Here is an 18,618-nt window from a genome sequence, read left to right as displayed (position 1 = left end):
CCCGTCTCGCCCCGGTAGTCCGGGATCCCGGACTCGGTGGACAGGCCCGCCCCGCGGGGCACCCCCCCCCCGCCCGCCCCCCGCCCCCCCCCCCCGGGTGGGGGGGGGCCCCCCGGGGCCCCCCCCCCCCGGCGCTGCGGGACCAGTCTTGGCCCCTTGGTTTCTGACGTAGGAAAAGCTACGTTGCGTTCATCCTTCTGCTCATGGTCTCGTAGCACGAGAATCCTATTTTCTCAGGCGGATTGCCAGAGGCCATCGCCATGGACCTGCCGGGAACGCAACGAGCCGGGCCGCCTTTCGTTGCAATGGATTGACGGTGGACGCTATCTTGAACGGAGAGCGCAGAGACCATCGATCCCGAAGGAGACCGCGATGCCGGGCGGCAGGCTCACCCAGCAGGAACGCCAGCAGATCGCGCTGGGGCTGGCCGACGGTCTCGCGTACGCGGAGATCGCCAGGCGCCTCGACCGGCCGACCTCGACCGTCACCCGCGAGGTGATGCGCAACGGCGGCCCCGCCACCTACCGCGCCGACCTCGCCCACCGCGCCACCGGACACCGCGCCCAGCGCCGGCGGCAGCCCGCACCCCAGGGGCCGGGCGCCGCCCCGCAGCCGCACGGCCGGGACGCCGAGGCGGTGCACGCCTACGAGGAGGTGTTCACCGCCGTCCTGATGCAGTCCGGCATGCCCCGGATGATGTCCCGGGTGCTGGCCTGCCTCTACCTCACCGACGCGGGCAGCCTCACCGCCGCCGAGCTGGTCGAGCGCCTCCAGGTCAGCCCGGCGACCATCTCCAAGTCGATCGCCTTCCTGGAGGGCCAGGGCATGGTGACCCGGGAGCGCGACGAGCGGCGCCGCGAGCGCTACTTCGTGGACGACGACATCTGGTACCGGTCGATGATGGTCAGCGCCCAGGCCACCGCCCAGCTCGTCGACACCGCCCGGCAGGGCGTCGGCATCCTCGGCGGCGGGACCCCGGCGGGCAACCGGCTGGAGAACATCGCCCGCTTCCTGGACTTCGTCTCCGAGTCGATCGCCCGCGCCGCCGAACAGGGCCGTGAGGTGCTGCACGCGAAGCCGCTGGGCGGGGAGGCCGCGGGGGACGCCGAGCACGCCGAGCACGCCGAGCACGCCGAGCACGCCGAGCACGCCGAGCACGCCGAGCACGCCGGGGAATGGCAGGGGTGACGCGGGTCACCCCCGGGGATGTCACACGGTGCCCGGCCACCTTGTCCTGAAGGAAGAACGACAAGGAAGCACCGAGCCTGAGGGAGCACACCGTGGAAGCCCGACTGAACCCCTTCGCCAACCCGGTCATGACCAAGGTCTACAAGCACCTGATCGCCGCGAACCAGCCGATCGCCGACTCGACGCTGCCGTACGCGACCCAGGAGTTGGTGCGGCTGCGGGCCAGCCAGATCAACGGCTGCGGGTTCTGCGTCGACATGCACTTCAAGGACGCCGTGCACGCGGGGGAGGAGGCGACCAGGCTGAACCTGGTGGCGGCCTGGCGCGAGGCCACGGTCTTCACCGACGCCGAGCGGGCCGCCCTGGAGCTGGCCGAGCAGGGCAGCCGGCTCGCCGACGGGGGCGGGGTGACGGACGAGGCGTGGGCGAACGCGGCGAAGCACTACGACGAGGAGCAGCTCGCGGCGCTGGTCTGCGTCATCGCGCTGATCAACGCCTTCAACCGGGGCAACGTCATGATCCGCCAGCCCGCCGGCGACTACCGGCCGGGCCAGTTCGCCCAGCACTGAGCGGGGACCGCGCGGGCGGCCGGACGGCACTCCGTCCGGCCGCCCGCCGCTGTCCGCCCGCCGCTGTCCGCCCGCCGCTGTCCGCCCGCCGCTGTCCGTCGGCCGCTGTCCGTCGGCCGCTGTCCGCCGCCCGCCCGCCGCCGTCCGGGGCCGCTGCGAGCGGGCGCGGTCGTGACCGGCCCGTGCGCACACCACCGAGCCCCACCCCAGGGGGCTTGTCACCGCAAAACCGACCGTTAAGGTGTTAATCCAACATTCATCCATGCCGCATAGCCTCCGGGGGCTAGCCTCATGCTGAACGTCATCGTCCGACCGGGAGGCGGAACCCCCGTGCAAGGCACTGTCACCACACCGGGCGGCCCCGCCGTGGCCGGGGGCCAGGGCGAGGCCTTCCTCCTCGTCGTGGACGACGAGCCGAACATCCGCGAACTGCTCGCAGCCTCGCTGCGCTTCTCCGGATTCCGGGTCGCCTCCGCCGCGAGCGGGACGGAAGCGCTGGAACTGATCGCCGTCGAACGTCCGGACCTGGTGGTCCTCGACGTGATGCTGCCCGACCTCGACGGCTTCACCGTCGTCGAGAAGCTGCGCGAGCGCACCAACCGGGGCCAGATAGCCGGGCCCGCGCACGGACACCCGGGCGACCACCTGCCGGTGCTGTTCCTCACCGCCAAGGACGGCGTCGGCGACAAGGTGCAGGGCCTGGCCGCGGGCGCGGACGACTACGTCACCAAGCCGTTCAGCCTGGAGGAGCTGATCGCCCGGATCCGGGCGATCCTGCGCCGGGCCGGCGGCCCCGCCGAGGACGGGCGCCTGCTGGTGGCCGACCTCAGCCTCGACCCGGTCGCCCACGAGGTGACCAGGGCCGGCACCCCGGTCGCGCTCTCCCCGACCGAGTTCAAGCTGCTGCACTACCTGATGGCCAACGTCGGCCGGGTGGTGTCCAAGGCGCAGATCCTCGACCACGTCTGGGCCTACGACTTCGGCGGGGACCTCTCCATCGTCGAGTCGTACATCTCCTACCTGCGCCGCAAGCTCGACTCCGGCCCGGCGCACGGCCCCAAGCTGATCCACACCGTGCGCGGCATCGGCTACGCGCTGCGCCGCCCCCCGCAGGGCTGACGGGCCGGCCCGTGTTCACCCGCTTCACCTCCCGGTTGTCGCTGCGCGCCCGGCTCCTGGTCCTCGCCCTCGTGCTGGTGACCACCGGGCTCGTGGTCAGCGACACCTTCGTGCTGGGCGCCGTGCGGGCCCAGCTGGTGGAGCAGCTGGACGAGCAACTCCAGCGCTACGGCGTGCCGTTGTCCCGTAAGGCGCCGATGCAGCTGAGCACCCCGGGCAGCAGCAAGCCGGTCGTCTCGGGGCGCCGGATCAGCCTGCCCAGCCAGTACCTGGTGCAGTGGCTGTCCGCGGACGGCAAGGTCCAGACCTCGCTGCGCCAGCCCGTCTCGGACACCGACCCGGCTCCCCAGCTCGGCGGCCTGGACCCGACCCAGACCGCCCCCGACACCCCCTTCGACCTGCCCGACCAGCGCGGCCACCACAGCTGGCGGGTCCTGGTGCTGCCGATCCAGGCCCCGCGCACGCCGACCCCCGGGCCCGGCGTGTTCGCCTCCCCGGTCAGCACCCCGACCTACGTCATGGTCGCGGTCTCCCGCGAGGACATCGACACCACCGTCGGCCGGCTGAGCACCTCCTTCCTCGCCATCGGCGGCGGCGTGCTGCTGCTCATCGCCGCGCTCGGCTTCTTCGCCGTCCGGGCCGGACTGCGGCCGCTGCGGCGGATCGAGGAGGGCGCCGCGCGGATCGCGGCCGGCGAACTCTCGCACCGGATGCCGGAACTCTCCCCCGGCACCGAGGTCGGACGGCTGTCCGTCGCGCTCAACGGCATGCTCACCCAGATCGAGGCGGCCTTCGCGGCCCGCGCCGAGTCCGAGGCCCGGATGCGGCGCTTCGTCGCCGACGCCTCGCACGAACTGCGCACCCCGCTGGCCGGCATCCGCGGCTTCGCCGAGCTGTACCGGATGGGTGCGCTGCCCACCGGGGCGGACGTCACCCGGACCATGAGCCGGATCGAGAGCGAGGCCGTCCGGATGGGCACCCTGGTCGAGGACCTGCTGGTGCTCGCCCGGCTCGACGAGGAACGCCCGCTCGACCTCGCCCCGATGGACCTGCGCACCCTCGCCGCCGACGCCCTGCACGACCTCACCGCGCTCGACCCCAGCCGCCCGGTCGCCCTCACCGGCCCGGCCGGCACCGGCGCACCCGGCGCGGCGCCCGTCCTCGGCGACGAGGCGCGGCTGCGGCAGGTGGTCACCAACCTGGTCGGCAACGCCGTCAAGCACACCCCGCCCGGCACCCCGGTACGGATCGGGGTCGGCGGCGGGCCCGACGGGGTCTGCCTGCTGGAGGTCGCCGACACCGGGCCGGGCCTCACCGAGGAGCAGGCCCAGCGGGTCTTCGACCGCTTCTACCGGGTCGACGCCTCCCGCAGCCGCGACAACGGCGGCGGCGGCGGACTCGGCCTCGCCATCGCCACCGCCCTCACCCGAGCCCACGGCGGCACCCTCACCCTGGACACCGCCCCGGGCGCCGGCGCCACCTTCCGGGTCGAACTGCCCACGAATGGTGACCGGGTTTCCTGAGCCCTCGTCGACAGTCTTTGTCGACTCGTCAATTCCGCCGCGGACCGGGCAATTGCGGCGTCCCTTTCATTGCCGGAAACCGGCATGGAGAGCAAAGAATCCGTATGCCTATGATCGGCGCTGCCGGAGCGTCAGAAGACTCCCCGGCCAGGGCATTTGCTTTCCTTTTCGACCCGGAAGGGGTCATTGTGAATCTCCGCCGTACGCTGGTCTCGGCCGCCCTCGTCGCCGCCGTGCTCTCGCCCGCCGCCGTACTCTCCGCGGCGCCCGCCTTCGCGGAGTCGGCTCCGGCGGCCCAGACCCAGAACGACGCCGGCTCGATCGCCGCCCTGGAGAAGGCCGCCGCCGACGCGGCCAAGGCCTACCAGAAGGCCAAGACCGAGCAGGCCGACATCGCGGCCAAGCTGGAGGCCTTCGACCCGGCGCCCTACCTCGCCAAGCACCGCGAGGCCCAGGCCGCCGCCAAGAAGGCCACCGAGGCCCGGACCGCCGCCGAGGACGAGCTCCACCAGGCCATGTCCGTCTACGACAAGGCGTCGGACGCCGAGCGCGAGAAGGCCCGGCAGGACCTGTTGAAGGCGATGGACAAGGCCAACGCCGCCATCGCCGCCGAGAAGCAGGCCCAGGCGGCCGCCGCGGCCACCGGCACGGCGGCGGACGACGCCAAGGTCGACCTCTTCCGCAAGGCCAACGAGGCCAACAAGGCGGTCGACGCCGCCCTGGCCGCGAAGAACACCGCCGACAAGGCCCTCGCCGACGCCAAGGCCGCGGCGGAGAAGCCCGCCGAGAAGCCGGCGGAGAAGCCGGCCGACAAGCCCGCCGACCAGGGCGCCCAGCAGCCCGGCACCGTCACCCCGGCCACCGACAAGTCGCCCGCGACGTCGACCACTTCGACCCAGCAGACGGGCACCACCAAGACCACCAGCGCGACCGCCGCCACCACCACCGGCTCGACCGCCGAGCTCGCCGAGACCGGCTCCAACCCGGCCACCCCGTACCTCGCCCTCGGCGCCGCCACCGCCATCGGCCTCGGCGCCGCCGCCCTCTACGTCTCGCGTCGCAAGAGCGCCCGCGCCACCTCCTGACCCACCCGGTCCGCGCCCGCTCGGGAGGAGGACGCGGACCCCCGGCACCCCCGCCACCGCAGGGCAGGCCCCTCCCGGCCCGCCCTGCGGTTTCGCGTTTCCGCACCCCAAACGCCCCGTTCGGGTGAACCCCGGGCCATTCACCCGATCAGCCCTCCGGTCGTGTGCGACCGTGCTGCCGTCGCTTGTGCGAGATCGCGCAGGCTCATCACACTGGACCGGAGAAGAGGTGTCTCGTGAGCGTGCTAGTTGCTGAGGTGGCCGTCGTGAACCTGGACCAGGTGCTTTGGGACGTGTGGAAGTCCTCGGAACTGCCTGAGGGCTATCGCCTGGAGATCATCGAGGAGACCCTCGCGGTGTCACCCACGGGCAGCAGCCGTCATTTCGATGTGAACAACCGCGTCTTGGAGGATCTTTTCCTCCACCTGCGTGGCAGTGAATGGAGGCCCGGGAACGACTGCAACGTCATCGACGGACTCAAGGTCTTGATCCCCGACGTGTTCGTCGCACCGAAGGACATCGAATCGGTCGAGCACCCCGAGGGCAAGGGCGTACTGGCTTCCAGCGTCGCGCTGGTCGTGGAGACCGTCTCGCCCGGTTCTGAGAACCGCACGCGCGACCACGTCCTCAAGCACCGCGCCTACGCCCGTGCAGGCATCCCGGTGTACGTGATCATCGACGATCACGAGAACGGCGGCGTGGTGACCATCCTCACCGGGCCGGATCGTGAGCGCCGCGCGTACGAGTACGCGGCCCGGATCCCGTACGGCAAGGAGGCCGTGATCCCCGAGGGCCCGGCCAAGGGCTTCGTGATCGGCCCCGAGATCACCGGAGAGCCCCGTGGTTGATCCGACTTCCGTCTCCTTCAAGCGGGACCTCTCCGAGTGGCGGATCGCCCTCGTCGCCTGGCGGTTGCTGGTCCTCCAGGCGGCGGATCCGGTGGTGGCGGCCGGGATGCAGGAGCACTCGACCTACCGGGCGCACCCGTGGCGGCGGATCGAGCACACGCTGGGGAGCGGGCGGCGGCTGTTCTACCAGGACGCGGAGGCCCTGCGCCGGGAGGTGGCCCGGCTGAACCGCGCCCACAAGCGGATCCGCGGCGAGATGCCGGACGGCCGGGCGTACGACGCCCGGGACGCAGCGACCAGGGTGTGGGTGCTGCTGACGCTGTTCGAGTGCGTGGTGGCCATGCGGCGGCTCGGCGGGGACGGCTACGACGCGGACCAACTGGAGCTGGTGTACGCGGAGTTCAGGGAGGCGATCGCGGCCTTCGAGCTGCCGGCGGAGGAGCTCCCGAAGACCGCCGCCGACCTGCCCGGGTACTTCGCCCGGTACACCGCCGAGAAGCTGGAGTTCAACGAGGCCACCCGCTACCTCCTGGACGACATCCTGCACGAGGCGCCCCGCCCGCGCCGGCTGTGGTTCCTCGGGGACGCCGGGTGGCGGGTCACCCGGTCCCTGGTCGCCCGGGTGATCCGTGAGTTGACGGTGGCGGACCTGCCGCCGGCCGTGCGGGAGCGGTTCGGCCTGGTCCGGACCCGGCGGGGCGCCCTGCTGTCGGTGCTGCTGCACCGCGGTGCCGGGATCGTCGTGCCGCGCCTCCCGGAGCGGATGCGCTACCGCGCCCCGGAGGAGCAGGCCCCGCCGCGCCGGCTGCGGCCGCAGCGCCGGGACACGCGCGGCTCCCGGGTGGACCGGTTCTTCCGCGAGGTGCTCGACCAGACCGGGGACGGCGTGATCACCGTGCACGACCTGCGGGCGATGGCCCACAACGTGTGCTGGCAGCTGGAGTTGGACGAGGCCGCGGAGGCCCGGGTGTACGCGGCCTTCGACGGGTGGTGGGAGCAGCTGCGGGTGGCGATGGACACCGACGGGAACGGCGAGGTGAGCCGGGAGGAGTTCGTGGCGGGGACGCTGGCGGGCTGCGACCGGGGCGACGCGTACCTGGAGCTGGGGCTGCTGCCCGCTCTGCGGGCGGTGTTCACCGCGGCCGACACCGACGGCAGCGGCTTCCTGGAGTTCGACGAGTACCGCGCGGTGTTCGGCGGCCCGCGGGTGCACCCGGCCGAGCTGTCGCACGGTTTCCGCCAGTTGGACACGGACGGGGACGGGCGGATCACGGTGGAGGAGTTCGTGGGGGGCTTCACCGAGTTCTTCACGGCCCGGGCCGACTCGACCTCGGGCGCCCAGCTCCTCGGCCGTCCGTAGCCGACAAGGAACCAGGCGCTCAGCGCCTAGCACGCCCCGCCCGCGACCGCGAGCGGGGCGTGCCGCTGTCAAGCGCCGGTTCGGCCAAGAGCGACGCGCCGTCCGCCCGCTCGTTCGTTGCCCCGGGCCCGCCCGGTCCGCAGACTGTGCGCACCGCCCGCACACACCGTGACGCACCGCACAGGGATGTCAACCCCACCCCACCTGCGGTTCCCCCGTAAGGATGGTGGATACTGTGCTTGTGAACGTGTTCACGTTCACAAGCGGACAAGCTTGCACGGGTGTGCGGCGGTCTACGGCTATAGATGAAGTTTGTCCGGAACACGCCCTGAGAAAGGGCCGGTTGGGAGAGAGGGCGACGTGGAACTGGCAATCGCTCACGAGACGATCGCGCGATGGCAATTCGGAGTCACCACCGTCTACCACTTCCTCTTCGTACCGCTCACCATCAGCCTGGCCGCCATCGTGGCAGGGCTGGAGACCGCCTGGGTGCGTACGAACAAGGAGAAGTACTTCCACGCGACGAAGTTCTGGGGAAAGCTCTTCCTCATCAACATCGCGATGGGCGTCGTCACCGGAATCGTCCAGGAATTCCAGTTCGGCATGAACTGGTCCGACTACTCCCGCTTCGTCGGTGACGTCTTCGGCGCCCCGCTCGCGATGGAGGCGCTGATCGCCTTCTTCTTCGAGTCCACCTTCATCGGCCTGTGGATCTTCGGCTGGGACAAGCTGCCGAAGAAGATCCACTGCGCCTGCATGTGGATGGTCGCCCTGGGCACCGTGCTCTCCGCCTACTTCATCCTGGCCGCCAACTCCTGGATGCAGCACCCCGTCGGCTACGCGATCGACCCGGCCACCGGCAAGGCGCAGCTCACCGACATCGCCGCGGTGCTGTTCCAGAACACCACCCTCACCGTCGTCTTCCACACCCTGACCGCCGCCTTCCTCACCGGCGCCGCCTTCATGGTCGGCATCTCCTCCTTCCACCTCTGGAAGGCCAAGCGCAAGCCCGAGGGCGCCGATCCCAAGAAGACCGCCGTGATGCGCACCTCGCTGCGGCTCGGCCTGGTCCTCGCCGTGGTCTTCGGCGCCGGCACCGCGCTCAGCGGCGACACCCTCGGCAAGGTCATGTTCGAGCAGCAGCCGATGAAGATGGCCGCCGCCGAGGCACTGTGGGACACCCAGTCGCCCGCGCCGTTCTCGATCTTCGCGGTCGGCGACGTCAGCAAGGGCCACAACTCGGTCGAGCTGGAGATCCCCGGGATACTCTCCTTCCTCGCCCACAGCGATTTCAGCTCCTCCGTGCCCGGCATCAACGACACCGCGGCCGCCGAGGCCGCCGCGCACGGCGGCGACCCCAAGGACTACATCCCGAGCGTCTTCGTGACGTACTGGGGCTTCCGCTTCATGATCGGCTTCGGGATGACCTCCTTCGTCGCCGCCCTGATCGGCCTCTGGACCACCCGCCGGAAGCTCCTGCTGCGCCCCGAGTTCCGCACCGGCGACACCGAGGTGCCCCGGCTGATGCTCACCCCGTCCAAGGAGATGGGGCCGCTGCTCACCAAGTGGAGCTGGCGGATCGGCATCCTGACCATGGGCTTCCCGCTGATCGCCAACAGCTTCGGCTGGATCTTCACCGAGATGGGCCGTCAGCCCTGGGCCGTCTTCGGCCTGATGACCACCGCGAGCGCGGTCTCCCCGAACGTCGGCATCGGCACCCAGATCGGCGCGCTGGCCACCTTCACCACGCTGTACGCGATCCTCGCCGTCGTCGAGGTCCGGCTGCTGGTCAAGTACGCCAAGGCCGGCCCGGTGGTGACCGAGCAGCCCCCGGCCAAGGACCCGTCGCTGCGCGGCCCGGCCGCGGACGAGGACGCCGACAAGCCGCTCGCCTTCGCCTACTGAACCCGTACTGAACCCGTACTGAAACCGTACTGACCCACGGAAAGGAGACCTAGGGTCATGCAACTCCACGACGTCTGGTTCGTGCTGATCGCGGTCCTGTGGATCGGCTACTTCTTCCTGGAGGGCTTCGACTTCGGGATCGGCATCCTCACCAAGCCGCTCGCCCGCGACACCGCCGAGCGGCGGGTCCTGATCAACACCATCGGCCCGGTCTGGGACGGCAACGAGGTCTGGCTGCTGACCGCCGGCGGCGCGACCTTCGCCGCCTTCCCGGACTGGTACGCGACCCTGTTCAGCGGCTTCTACATCCCGCTGCTGGCCATCCTGGTCTGCCTGATCGTCCGCGGCGTGGCCTTCGAGTACCGGGCCAAGCGCGACGGCGTCCGGTGGCAGCGCAACTGGGAGGAGGCCATCTTCTGGACCTCCCTCCTGCCGTCCTTCCTGTGGGGCGTGGCCTTCGCCAACATCGTCCGCGGCGTGGACATCGACGCGCAGAAGAACTACGTGGGCGGCCTCGCCGACCTGCTCAACCCGTACGCGCTGCTCGGCGGGCTGGTGACGCTCACCCTGTTCACCTTCCACGGCGCGGTGTTCGCGGCGCTCAAGACCGTCGGCGAGATCCGTGAGCGCGCTCGCCGGGCCGCCCGGTACGCGGGCCTGGCCGCCGCCGTCCTCGCCCTCGCCTTCCTGGTCTGGACCCAGGCGGACAGCGGCAACGGACGCAGCCTGGCCGCCCTGGTGGTCGCCGTGCTGGCCCTGGTCGGTGCCCTGGCGGCCAACCAACTCGGCCGTGAGGGCTGGGCGTTCATCCTCTCCGGGGCGACCATCGTGGCCGCCGTGGCGATGCTCTTCCTGGCGCTCTTCCCGAACGTCATGCCGTCCACGCTCAACCCGGACTGGAGCCTGACCGTCACCAACGCGGCCTCCTCGCCGTACACGCTCAAGCTGATGACCATCGTGGCCGCCGTGTTCACCCCGCTGGTGCTGCTCTACCAGGGCTGGACCTACTGGGTGTTCCGCAAGCGGATCGGGGTCCAGCACATCCCCGGCCACCAGGCCGGTCAGCAGCCCGCCGCCCCGGCCGACCGGGCCTGACGCCGTGCAGCCGGTCGACCCGCGCCTGCTCGCGCACGCCCGCACCACCCGTGCCTTCCTCGCCGGATCCGTGCTCCTCGGCGGGGCGGGCGCGGTCCTGGTGGTCGCCCAGGCGAGCCTGATCGCCGAGATCGTGGTCCGCGCCTTCCAGCGCGGGGCCGGCCTCGGCGAACTGACCACCCCGCTGGTCCTGCTCGCCCTGACCGCCGTCGGCCGCGGGCTGGTCGGCTGGCTCACCGAACTCACCGCGCACCGGTCCGTCGTCCGGGTGAAGTCCACCCTGCGGCGCCGGCTGCTCGACCACGCCACCGCGCTCGGCCCGTCCTACCTGGCGGGCCGGCGCACCGGCGAACTCACCACCCTCGCCACCCGCGGCATCGACGCCCTCGACGACTACTTCGCCCGCTACCTGCCGCAGCTCGCGCTCGCCGTGGTCGTACCGGTGATCGTGCTGCTGCGGATCGGCGGCGCCGACCTCACCTCCGCCGCGATCATCGCCGGGACGCTGCCGCTCATCCCGCTGTTCATGGTGCTCATCGGGATGGCCACCCAGTCCCGGATGGACCGGCAGTGGAACACCCTGGCCCGGCTCTCCCACCATTTCCTGGACGTGGTCGCCGGCCTGCCCACCCTCAAGGTGTTCAACCGGGCCCGCACCCAGGCCGCCACCATCGCCCGGATCACCGCCGACTACCGCAAGGCCACCCTGCGCACCCTGCGGATCGCCTTCATCTCCTCCTTCGCCCTGGAACTGCTCTCCACCCTCTCCGTCGCCCTGGTCGCGGTCACCGTCGGCTTCCGGCTGGTCGACGGCAGCATGGACCTGGAGACCGGGCTGCTGATCCTGGTCCTCGCCCCCGAGGTGTACTTCCCGATCCGCCAGGTCGGCGCGCTCTACCACTCCAGCGTCGAGGGGCTCACCGCCGCCGACGAGATCTTCCGGGTGCTGGAGACCCCGCTGCCCGCCGCCGGCACCCGCCCCGCCCCCGACCTCACCGGCGCCGTGATCACCGCCGAGGGCCTGACCGTACGCCACCCCGGCCGCGCCCTGCCCGCCCTGGACGGCGCCGCACTCACCCTGCGCCCCGGCTCCAGCACCGCCCTCACCGGGCCCAGCGGGGCCGGCAAGTCCACCCTGCTGGCCGTCCTGCTCGGCCTCACCGCCCCCGAGGCCGGCACCGTCCGGATCACCGCCGCCGACGGCAGCACCCACGACCTCGCCGACCTGGAGCCGGACAGCTGGCGACGGCAGATCGCCTGGGTGCCCCAGCGCCCCCACCTGTTCGCCGGGACGATCGCCGACAACCTGCGGCTGCACCGGCCCGAGGCCCCCGACGCGCAGCTGTGGACGGCGCTGCGGGCCGCCCACGCGCTCGACTTCGTCACCGACCTGGACGCCGGACTGGGGGAGGACGGCGCCGGGCTCTCGGCCGGCCAGCGCCAGCGCCTCGCCCTCGCCCGGGTCCTGCTCGCCGACGACCGGCCGCTGGTGCTCCTCGACGAGCCCACCGCCCACCTGGACGGCGACTCCGAGGCGGCCGTCGTGGACGCCGTCCGGACCCTCGCCGAGGACCCGGCGCGCACCGTGCTGGTGGTCGCCCACCGGCCGGCGCTGCTGGCGGTCGCCGAGCAGCGGATCCGGCTGGCGGGGCCCGTCGCCGCCTCCGCCTCCGCCTCCTGCGCCCCGGCGCCGGTCGTGCCGCTCGCCCACACCGGCGAGCCCACCCCCGCCCCCGCCGCGCCGGAGGAGCCGGAGGCCGAACCCGCCGCCCCCCGGCTGGCCCTGTCGGTGCTGCTCGGCGCGCTCGCCCTGGGCAGCGCCGTCGCCCTGATGGCCACCTCCGGCTACCTCATCTCCCGGGCCTCCCAGATGCCCCCGGTGCTCTACCTGATGATGGCCGTCACCTCCGTCCGCGCCTTCGGCATCGGCCGCAGCGTCTTCCGCTACGCCGAACGGCTGGTCTCCCACGACGCGGTGCTGCGCACCCTCGGTACCCTGCGGGCCGCCGTGTACCGCAGGCTGACCGTGCTCGCCCCCGCCGGACTGCCCGCCTTCCGGCGCGGCGACCTGCTCTCCCGGCTGGTCGCCGACGTCGACGCGATCCAGGACCACCACCTGCGCTGGCGGCTGCCCGCCGCCGTCGCGGCCGTGGTCGGGCTCGCCTCGGCCGTCGCGATGGGCGCCTTCCTGCCCGCGGCCGGGCTGGTGCTCGGGCTCGGGCTGCTGCTCGCCGGAGTGCTGGTGCCCGCGCTGGCCGCCCGCTGGTCGGCCGGCGCCGAGCAGCGCCAGGCCCCCGCCCGCGGCCGCCTGGCCACCGCCGTGGTGGACGGCCTCACCGGCACCGCCGAACTCACCGTGGCCGGCGCGCTGCCCGCCCGGCTGGCCGCCGTCCGCAGCGCCGACGCCGCCCTGACCGGCCTCGCCGCCCGCTCCGCCGCCACCACCGCGCTCGGCACCGGGCTGATCACCCTGCTCACCGGGCTGACCGTGGTCGCCGCGGCCGCCGTCGGCATCCAGGGGGTGCGCGACGGCGCCCTCGCTCCGGTCTGCCTGGCCGTCGTGGTGCTCACCCCGCTGGCCGCCTTCGAGGCCGTCACCGGGATGCCGCTCGCCGTCCAGGCCCGCCGGCGCAGCAGTGCCGCCCGGGCCCGGCTGGACGAGGTGCTGACCGCCCCGCCGGTGGTGGCCGAACCCGCCGACCCGGCCGCACTGCCCGAGCAGCCGCTGCCCGTCGCGGTGCGCGGGCTGACCGTACGGCACCCCGGGCAGGCCGTCGACGCGCTCACCGGCGTCGACCTCGACCTCGCGCCCGGGCGCCGGATCGCCGTGGTCGGCCCCTCCGGCTCCGGCAAGACCACCCTCGCCCAGGCGCTGCTGCGCTTCCTGGAGCCCGGCGCCGGGTCCGTCACCTTCGCCGCCGGTCGTCCACAGGCTGTGGACAGCCGCGCGCTCGCGGGCGAGGACGTCCGCCGGGTGATCGGCCTCTGCGCCCAGGACGCCCACGTCTTCGACAGCTCGCTGCGCGAGAACCTGCGGCTCGCCCGCCCCGACGCGGACGAGGACGAGCTGCGCGCCGCCCTCGCCGCCGCCCGGCTGCTGGACTGGACCGAGGGCCTGCCGGACGGCCTGGACACCATGGTCGGCGAGCACGGCGCCCGCCTCTCCGGCGGCCAGCGCCAGCGCCTCGCGCTCGCCCGGGCGCTGCTCGCCGACTTCCCCGTGCTGGTCCTGGACGAGCCCGCCGAGCACCTCGACCTGCCCACCGCCGACACCCTCACCGCCGACCTGCTGGCCGCCACCGCGGGCCGCACCACCGTGCTGATCACCCACCGGCTGGCCGGACTGGACGACACCACCGTGGACGAGGTGCTGGTGCTGGAGGCAGGCCGGGTGGCCGAGCGCGGCCGCTGGTCCGAGCTGGTCGCCGATCCGGACGGGCGGCTGCACGCGCTGTGGCGCCGGGAGCGGGAGGCGGACGGTCTGCTGGCGGCGGAGGCACCGCTGGCGATGGGGGCACCGTTGGCGCCGGTGGGGTACTGATGGCGGCGGTGGGGCACTGATGGCCGCATCGTCCCTCGGCTGAAAACCGTACAAAAGTAGGCTTTCTCCATGGACCCCACGCCGGACCTCCCCGACGCCGCCCCCGAGCCCACCCCCCACCGGGTGCCCGAGATCGCCTCGCTCGGGCTGGACACCCTGGTCACCGAGGTCGCGGAGCGGCTGCAGTCCGCCGCCGCCGTCACCGACCGGATGCAGCGCCTGCTGGAGGCGGTGGTCTCCATCGGGGCCGGACTCGACCTGCACGCCACCCTGCAGCGGATCGCCACCGGAGCCGCCGAACTCGTCGACGCCCGGTACGCGGCCCTCGGCGTGATCGCCCCCGGCGGGCACGGCCTGGCCGACTTCATCCACGTCGGCATCGACGACGGCACCGCCGCCGAGATCGGCGAACTGCCCGCCGGCCGCGGCATCCTCGGCGCGCTCATCGACCGCCCCGAACCGCTGCGGCTCGCCGACCTCGGCGCCGACCCGCGCTCCTCCGGCTTCCCGCCGCACCACCCGCAGATGAAGACCTTCCTGGGCGTGCCGATCCGGGTCCGCGAGGAGGTCTTCGGCAACCTCTACCTCACCGAGAAGAAGGGCGGCGGCGCCTTCACCCCCGAGGACGAACAGGTCGTGCACGCGCTCGCCGCGGCCGCCGGCGTCGCCATCGAGAACTCCCGGCTGTACGAGGAGGGCCGCCGCCGGGAACGCTGGATCGCCGGTGCCGCGGCCGTCACCACCGCGCTGCTCTCCACCGAGCAGGCCGAGGGCGCGCTCACCGTCGCCGCCGAGCAGGTCCGGGAGCTGGCGGGCGCCGCGCTCGGCATGATCCTGCTGCCCACCGGTCCGGCCGGCCCGCCCGGAGCGGCGGGCTCGGCGGGCTCGGCGGGTTCCTCGGCCGAGGGGGACGGGCAGATGCGGGTCGCCCACGCCTCCGGCGAGGCCGCCGAGTTCGTCCGCGGCGAACTGCTGCCCAAGGACAGCTTCGCCGCCCAGCTGCTGGAGGGCGACAGCGTCCACCTCGACGACATGTCCAGCGACCCCACCGTGGTGATGCGGCTCGCCCGCAGCTTCGGCCCGTCCCTGGCCGTGCCCATGGTCGCCGCCGGGCGGGTGCTCGGCGGACTCTGCGTCTGGCGCTCGCGCGGCGCCCTGCCCTTCACCGACTCCGAGAAGCAGCTCGCCGAGACCTTCGCCTCCCAGGCCGCGCTCGCCCTGCGGCTCGCCGAGGGCCAGCGCGACCAGCAGCGGCTGGCCGTCTTCCAGGACCGCGACCGGATCGCCCGCGACCTCCACGACCTCGTCATCCAACGGCTGTTCGCCACCGGGATGATGCTGGAGAGCGCCGCCCGCCGGTCCGTCGTCCCCGAGGTCAAGGTGGGCATCGGCAAGGCGGTCGACGAACTGGACGCCACCATCCAGGAGGTCCGTACCACCATCTACGCGCTCCAGCACGACAACCACGGCGACGCCCCCGACACCCTGCGCACCCGCGTCCTGCGCGAGGCCAGCCAGGCCGCCTCCGCCCTCGGCTTCAAGCCCTCGGTGAGCTTCGTCGGCCCGGTCGAGAGCCTGGTCGGCGAGAACACCGGCCGCCAACTCCTCGCGGCCCTGCGCGAGATGCTCTCCAACACGGCCCGGCACGCCCGCGCCTCCCGGGTCGGGGTCGAGATCGACGCGACCGTCCACCTGGACGACGCCGGACGGCCCGTCGGCGGCGACCCGGAGTCGCTGGACCGGGGCGGGCGGCCCGGCGTGCTGCTGACCGTCACCGACGACGGCGTCGGCATCCCCCAGGGCGGCCGGCGCAGCGGACTGCTCAACCTCACCCGGCGCGCCGAGGCCCTCGGCGGCGCCGCCTGGCACGAGCGCGGGCCCTACCGGAAGGGCGCCGTGGTCCGCTGGACGGCCCGGCTGTGACCGTTCCGGTACCGACAGATGAAAGCTGAACGAGGGAGAACTTCCCGACCAACGGCGCAAGTTGTGAACGTTCTGGGCTTTCGGCGGTTCCGTGTGCACACATAGCTTGGCTCCGTCCCGGAGGGGAAACCGGACGGAGGGGGCAGTGGACGGTTCCGGCCGCGGTCACACCGCAGCAGGGGCGAGCCGAGGGGGGTTCCGGACCGAGCGTGCACCGGACGGGCGCTACCGCTGGCAGCTGAAGGCACCCAACGGCCGGGTGGTGGCGATCACCTCCGCGCTGTTCGAGACGGCGGGCGAGGCCGAGCGGGGCTTCGACGGACTGCGCGCCGGCGCCGACGGACTGACCGCGCGGATCACCCATGTCCGCGACGGGCTCGGCTGGATCTGGGTCGTCCCCGGATCGCGCAGCCTGCCCGAGGTGCGCTCCAGCCGCGCGTACGAACGGTACGCGACGTGCCAGAACGCCTTCCGTCGCTTCGTCGTGCTGCTCGCCAAGCAGCCGCCGCGCGAGCCGGCGGTCCACGAGCCACCCGGCCGCGAGGGGTCGGTCCGCGAGGCTCCCGGCCGCGAGGGGTCCGTGCGCGAGCGATCCGTGCGCGATGTGCCCTTCCGCGACGCGCCCGCACGTGAACTCCCGAGGAGAGCAGTGTCGTTGAGACGCCCCGATGGCAGCTGAGCGGCGCGGACCGCGGCTGCTGATCGTGCCCGCGGCCGACCGCTGCGTGGGCTGGGCGCTGCGCGCCGCCAACGGGCGGCCGCTCGGCGTCGGCGTGCGGACGTACCGCAGCGAGGAGGAACTCGCCGACGCGGTGCGCGAACTGATCATCGAACGGGCCGCCCTGCGCTGCTCGACCGTCCAGGCCGAGGGCCGCCAGTGGGTCTGGTCCGCCCACCTGCCGGTGCGCACCACCCGGCCGGGCGCGACCCCCGCCGTCCCGGTCGCCCGCAGCGCCCGCGGCTACCTGCGGCGCGACCAGTGCCAGGCGGGCGTCGAGGGCTTCCTGGCCGGACTCCAGTGGGTCGGGCAGGAGTTGCGGCGGTCCGGCCGCGACGGCCGCTGGCCGCTGTAGCGGCGGTTCCGCTTCGTGCTGTTCCGGTGAAGCGCAGGTTTCCGGCAACACCCCGAGCCGCCTCCTGGAGAAGAACGTCGACCGGGTTCGTCACCCCTGTTCCGCCCCTGTCACATCTGCGTTGACCAGTGCCTAAACCTCGTCGAACCGATGAGTCGACATTCGCCGCCCGGCCCCGACGGCCCTTCCGACGGAACCTCCCGGCCGGACAGGATCGGCACTGCCGGAGCGGCCGCAGCAGACACGGCCCCCGGCCCCGGACTCCCCCCGGAGCACGGGTTCACGCGATGGACGTCTCTCCCTCGGAGGAAGAGGAACATGCGTAAGACCGCTGCCAAGCTGCTCACCGTCGCCGCCCTGGCGACCTCCCTGGTCACCGTCGCCAGTGGCTCCGCCCTGGCCGACCCGACCGTCACCCCGGCCGCCCAGGACATCGTCGGCGTCGGCTCGGACACCACTCAGGCCGTGCTGAACCAGTTCTCCGCCGACTACAACGCCTCCCTGGGCACCGGCTCCACCCTGCCGCACCTGTACAGCTGGGACGCGACCGGTTCCTCGCCGATCACCACCAAGACCGGTGCGACCTCGATCACCCGCCCGAACGGCTCCGGCGCCGGCATCTCCGCGCTGAACGGCAACACCAGCGCCACGGTGGACTTCGCCCGCTCCTCGCGCGACCCGCAGTCCTCGGACCCGAACACCTTCGACTTCGTCGCCTACGCGACGGACGCGGTGTCCTGGGCGGCCCAGAACGGCGGCCACGCGCCGGCCAACCTGACCACGCAGAACCTGAAGGACATCTTCAACTGCAACGTCACCGCCTGGAACCAGATCGACCCGAGCCTGTCGAGCAACACCATCAAGCCCTTCCTGCCGCAGGCCAACTCCGGTACCCGCGCGTTCTTCCTCAAGACGCTCGGCATCACCACCATCAACTCCTGCGTCACCCAGGGCGTCCAGGAGAACCAGGGCAGCACGGCCGCGCTGAACGACGCCGACGCGATCGTTCCCTACTCCGTCGCCCACTACATCGGCCAGGCCTACTACGGCAAGGGCAGTGGCAGCGACGTCCAGGGCCCGCTGACCGTCCGCAGCATCGACGGCGTCGCCCCGATCGACACCACCAACAAGGTGATCACCGACGCCTTCGCGAACACCAACTACTCCCGCTCGGTCTACAACGTCCTGCGCCACTCCGAGTTCGTCGCCACCGACACCCACGGCACCGCGCTGCAGGCCATCTTCGGCACCAACGGCTGGATCTGCACCAGCGCGACCGCGACCGCCGACCTCCAGAGCTTCGGCTTCCTGCCGCTGCCGTCCGGCGCCTGCGGCAGCACCATCCACTCCTGATCGACCCCGCACGACCCGGCGGCCACGGGCCTGGTG

At 72.7% G+C, this 18,618-nt stretch carries 14 protein-coding genes; all 14 read left to right on the top strand.

The window, feature by feature from the left end; all coding sequences use genetic code 11:
- Window positions 1-372 precede the first annotated feature (372 nt).
- The 14 genes from ACFV8H_RS39040 to ACFV8H_RS38975 all read left to right on the top strand — a co-directional run bounded on the left by ACFV8H_RS39040 (window position 373) and on the right by ACFV8H_RS38975 (window position 18,582).
- Window positions 373-1,188, top strand: a complete 816-nt coding sequence (locus ACFV8H_RS39040; protein WP_380409210.1) for a helix-turn-helix domain-containing protein — start codon at window positions 373-375, stop codon at window positions 1,186-1,188.
- Between the two features lie 92 nt (window positions 1,189-1,280).
- Window positions 1,281-1,757, top strand: coding sequence for a carboxymuconolactone decarboxylase family protein (locus ACFV8H_RS39035; protein ID WP_380409208.1), 477 nt, complete (start codon window positions 1,281-1,283; stop codon window positions 1,755-1,757).
- Window positions 1,758-2,087: 330 nt separating this feature from the next.
- Entirely contained in the window at window positions 2,088-2,876 is a 789-nt protein-coding gene (locus tag ACFV8H_RS39030) for a response regulator transcription factor (protein WP_375895337.1), read from the top strand.
- 11 nt (window positions 2,877-2,887) lie between these two features.
- Window positions 2,888-4,399 carry a sensor histidine kinase gene (locus ACFV8H_RS39025; RefSeq protein WP_380409206.1) on the top strand — a complete coding sequence of 504 codons (1,512 nt, stop codon included), beginning with the start codon at window positions 2,888-2,890 and terminating at the stop codon, window positions 4,397-4,399.
- A gap of 188 nt (window positions 4,400-4,587) precedes the next feature.
- Window positions 4,588-5,484 (top strand): LAETG motif-containing sortase-dependent surface protein, encoded by an 897-nt coding sequence (locus tag ACFV8H_RS39020; protein WP_380409204.1) that lies wholly within the window; start codon window positions 4,588-4,590, stop codon window positions 5,482-5,484.
- 266 nt (window positions 5,485-5,750) lie between these two features.
- On the top strand, window positions 5,751-6,332 hold the full coding sequence (locus ACFV8H_RS39015; protein ID WP_380409202.1) for a Uma2 family endonuclease: 582 nt from the start codon (window positions 5,751-5,753) through the stop codon (window positions 6,330-6,332).
- Window positions 6,325-7,692: an oxygenase MpaB family protein gene (locus ACFV8H_RS39010; RefSeq protein ID WP_380409200.1), complete on the top strand. Its 1,368-nt coding sequence runs from the start codon at window positions 6,325-6,327 to the stop codon at window positions 7,690-7,692. The genes ACFV8H_RS39015 and ACFV8H_RS39010 overlap by 8 nt, the downstream gene beginning before the upstream one ends.
- 360 nt (window positions 7,693-8,052) lie before the next feature.
- Entirely contained in the window at window positions 8,053-9,597 is a 1,545-nt protein-coding gene (locus tag ACFV8H_RS39005) for a cytochrome ubiquinol oxidase subunit I (protein WP_380409198.1), read from the top strand.
- 57 nt (window positions 9,598-9,654) lie between these two features.
- Window positions 9,655-10,692: a cytochrome d ubiquinol oxidase subunit II gene (gene cydB / locus ACFV8H_RS39000; protein ID WP_380409196.1), complete on the top strand. Its 1,038-nt coding sequence runs from the start codon at window positions 9,655-9,657 to the stop codon at window positions 10,690-10,692.
- Between the two features lie 4 nt (window positions 10,693-10,696).
- Window positions 10,697-14,233 (top strand): thiol reductant ABC exporter subunit CydD, encoded by a 3,537-nt coding sequence (cydD, locus tag ACFV8H_RS38995; RefSeq protein ID WP_380409194.1) that lies wholly within the window; start codon window positions 10,697-10,699, stop codon window positions 14,231-14,233.
- Window positions 14,234-14,302: 69 nt separating this feature from the next.
- Entirely contained in the window at window positions 14,303-16,156 is a 1,854-nt protein-coding gene (locus ACFV8H_RS38990) for a GAF domain-containing protein (RefSeq protein WP_380409192.1), read from the top strand.
- Window positions 16,157-16,247: 91 nt separating this feature from the next.
- On the top strand, window positions 16,248-16,835 hold the full coding sequence (locus tag ACFV8H_RS38985) for a DUF1508 domain-containing protein (protein WP_380409190.1): 588 nt from the start codon (window positions 16,248-16,250) through the stop codon (window positions 16,833-16,835).
- Complete coding sequence (locus tag ACFV8H_RS38980) at window positions 16,825-17,229, top strand: hypothetical protein (RefSeq protein ID WP_375895314.1); 405 nt, start codon at window positions 16,825-16,827, stop codon at window positions 17,227-17,229. Before ACFV8H_RS38985 ends, ACFV8H_RS38980 begins: the two co-directional genes overlap by 11 nt.
- Before the next feature lie 318 nt (window positions 17,230-17,547).
- Window positions 17,548-18,582 (top strand): PstS family phosphate ABC transporter substrate-binding protein, encoded by a 1,035-nt coding sequence (locus tag ACFV8H_RS38975; protein ID WP_380409188.1) that lies wholly within the window; start codon window positions 17,548-17,550, stop codon window positions 18,580-18,582.
- Window positions 18,583-18,618 lie beyond the last annotated feature (36 nt).

Source organism: Kitasatospora sp. NPDC059827 (genome assembly GCF_042731675.1).
Lineage (GTDB): Bacteria > Actinomycetota > Actinomycetes > Streptomycetales > Streptomycetaceae > Kitasatospora.
The sequence above is the reverse complement of the archived record's forward strand: the minus strand, read 5'-3'. Positions and strand labels throughout refer to the sequence as shown.

Bases quoted from the DNA above. Each gene is read 5' to 3' on its own strand.
- cydB (WP_380409196.1), top strand. From the start codon at position 9,655: ATGCAACTCCACGACGTCTGGTTCGTGCTGATCGCGGTCCTGTGGATC.
- ACFV8H_RS38980 (WP_375895314.1), top strand. From the start codon at position 16,825: ATGGCAGCTGAGCGGCGCGGACCGCGGCTGCTGATCGTGCCCGCGGCC.
- ACFV8H_RS38975 (WP_380409188.1), top strand. From the start codon at position 17,548: ATGCGTAAGACCGCTGCCAAGCTGCTCACCGTCGCCGCCCTGGCGACC.
- ACFV8H_RS39040 (WP_380409210.1), top strand. From the start codon at position 373: ATGCCGGGCGGCAGGCTCACCCAGCAGGAACGCCAGCAGATCGCGCTG.
- ACFV8H_RS38990 (WP_380409192.1), top strand. From the start codon at position 14,303: ATGGACCCCACGCCGGACCTCCCCGACGCCGCCCCCGAGCCCACCCCC.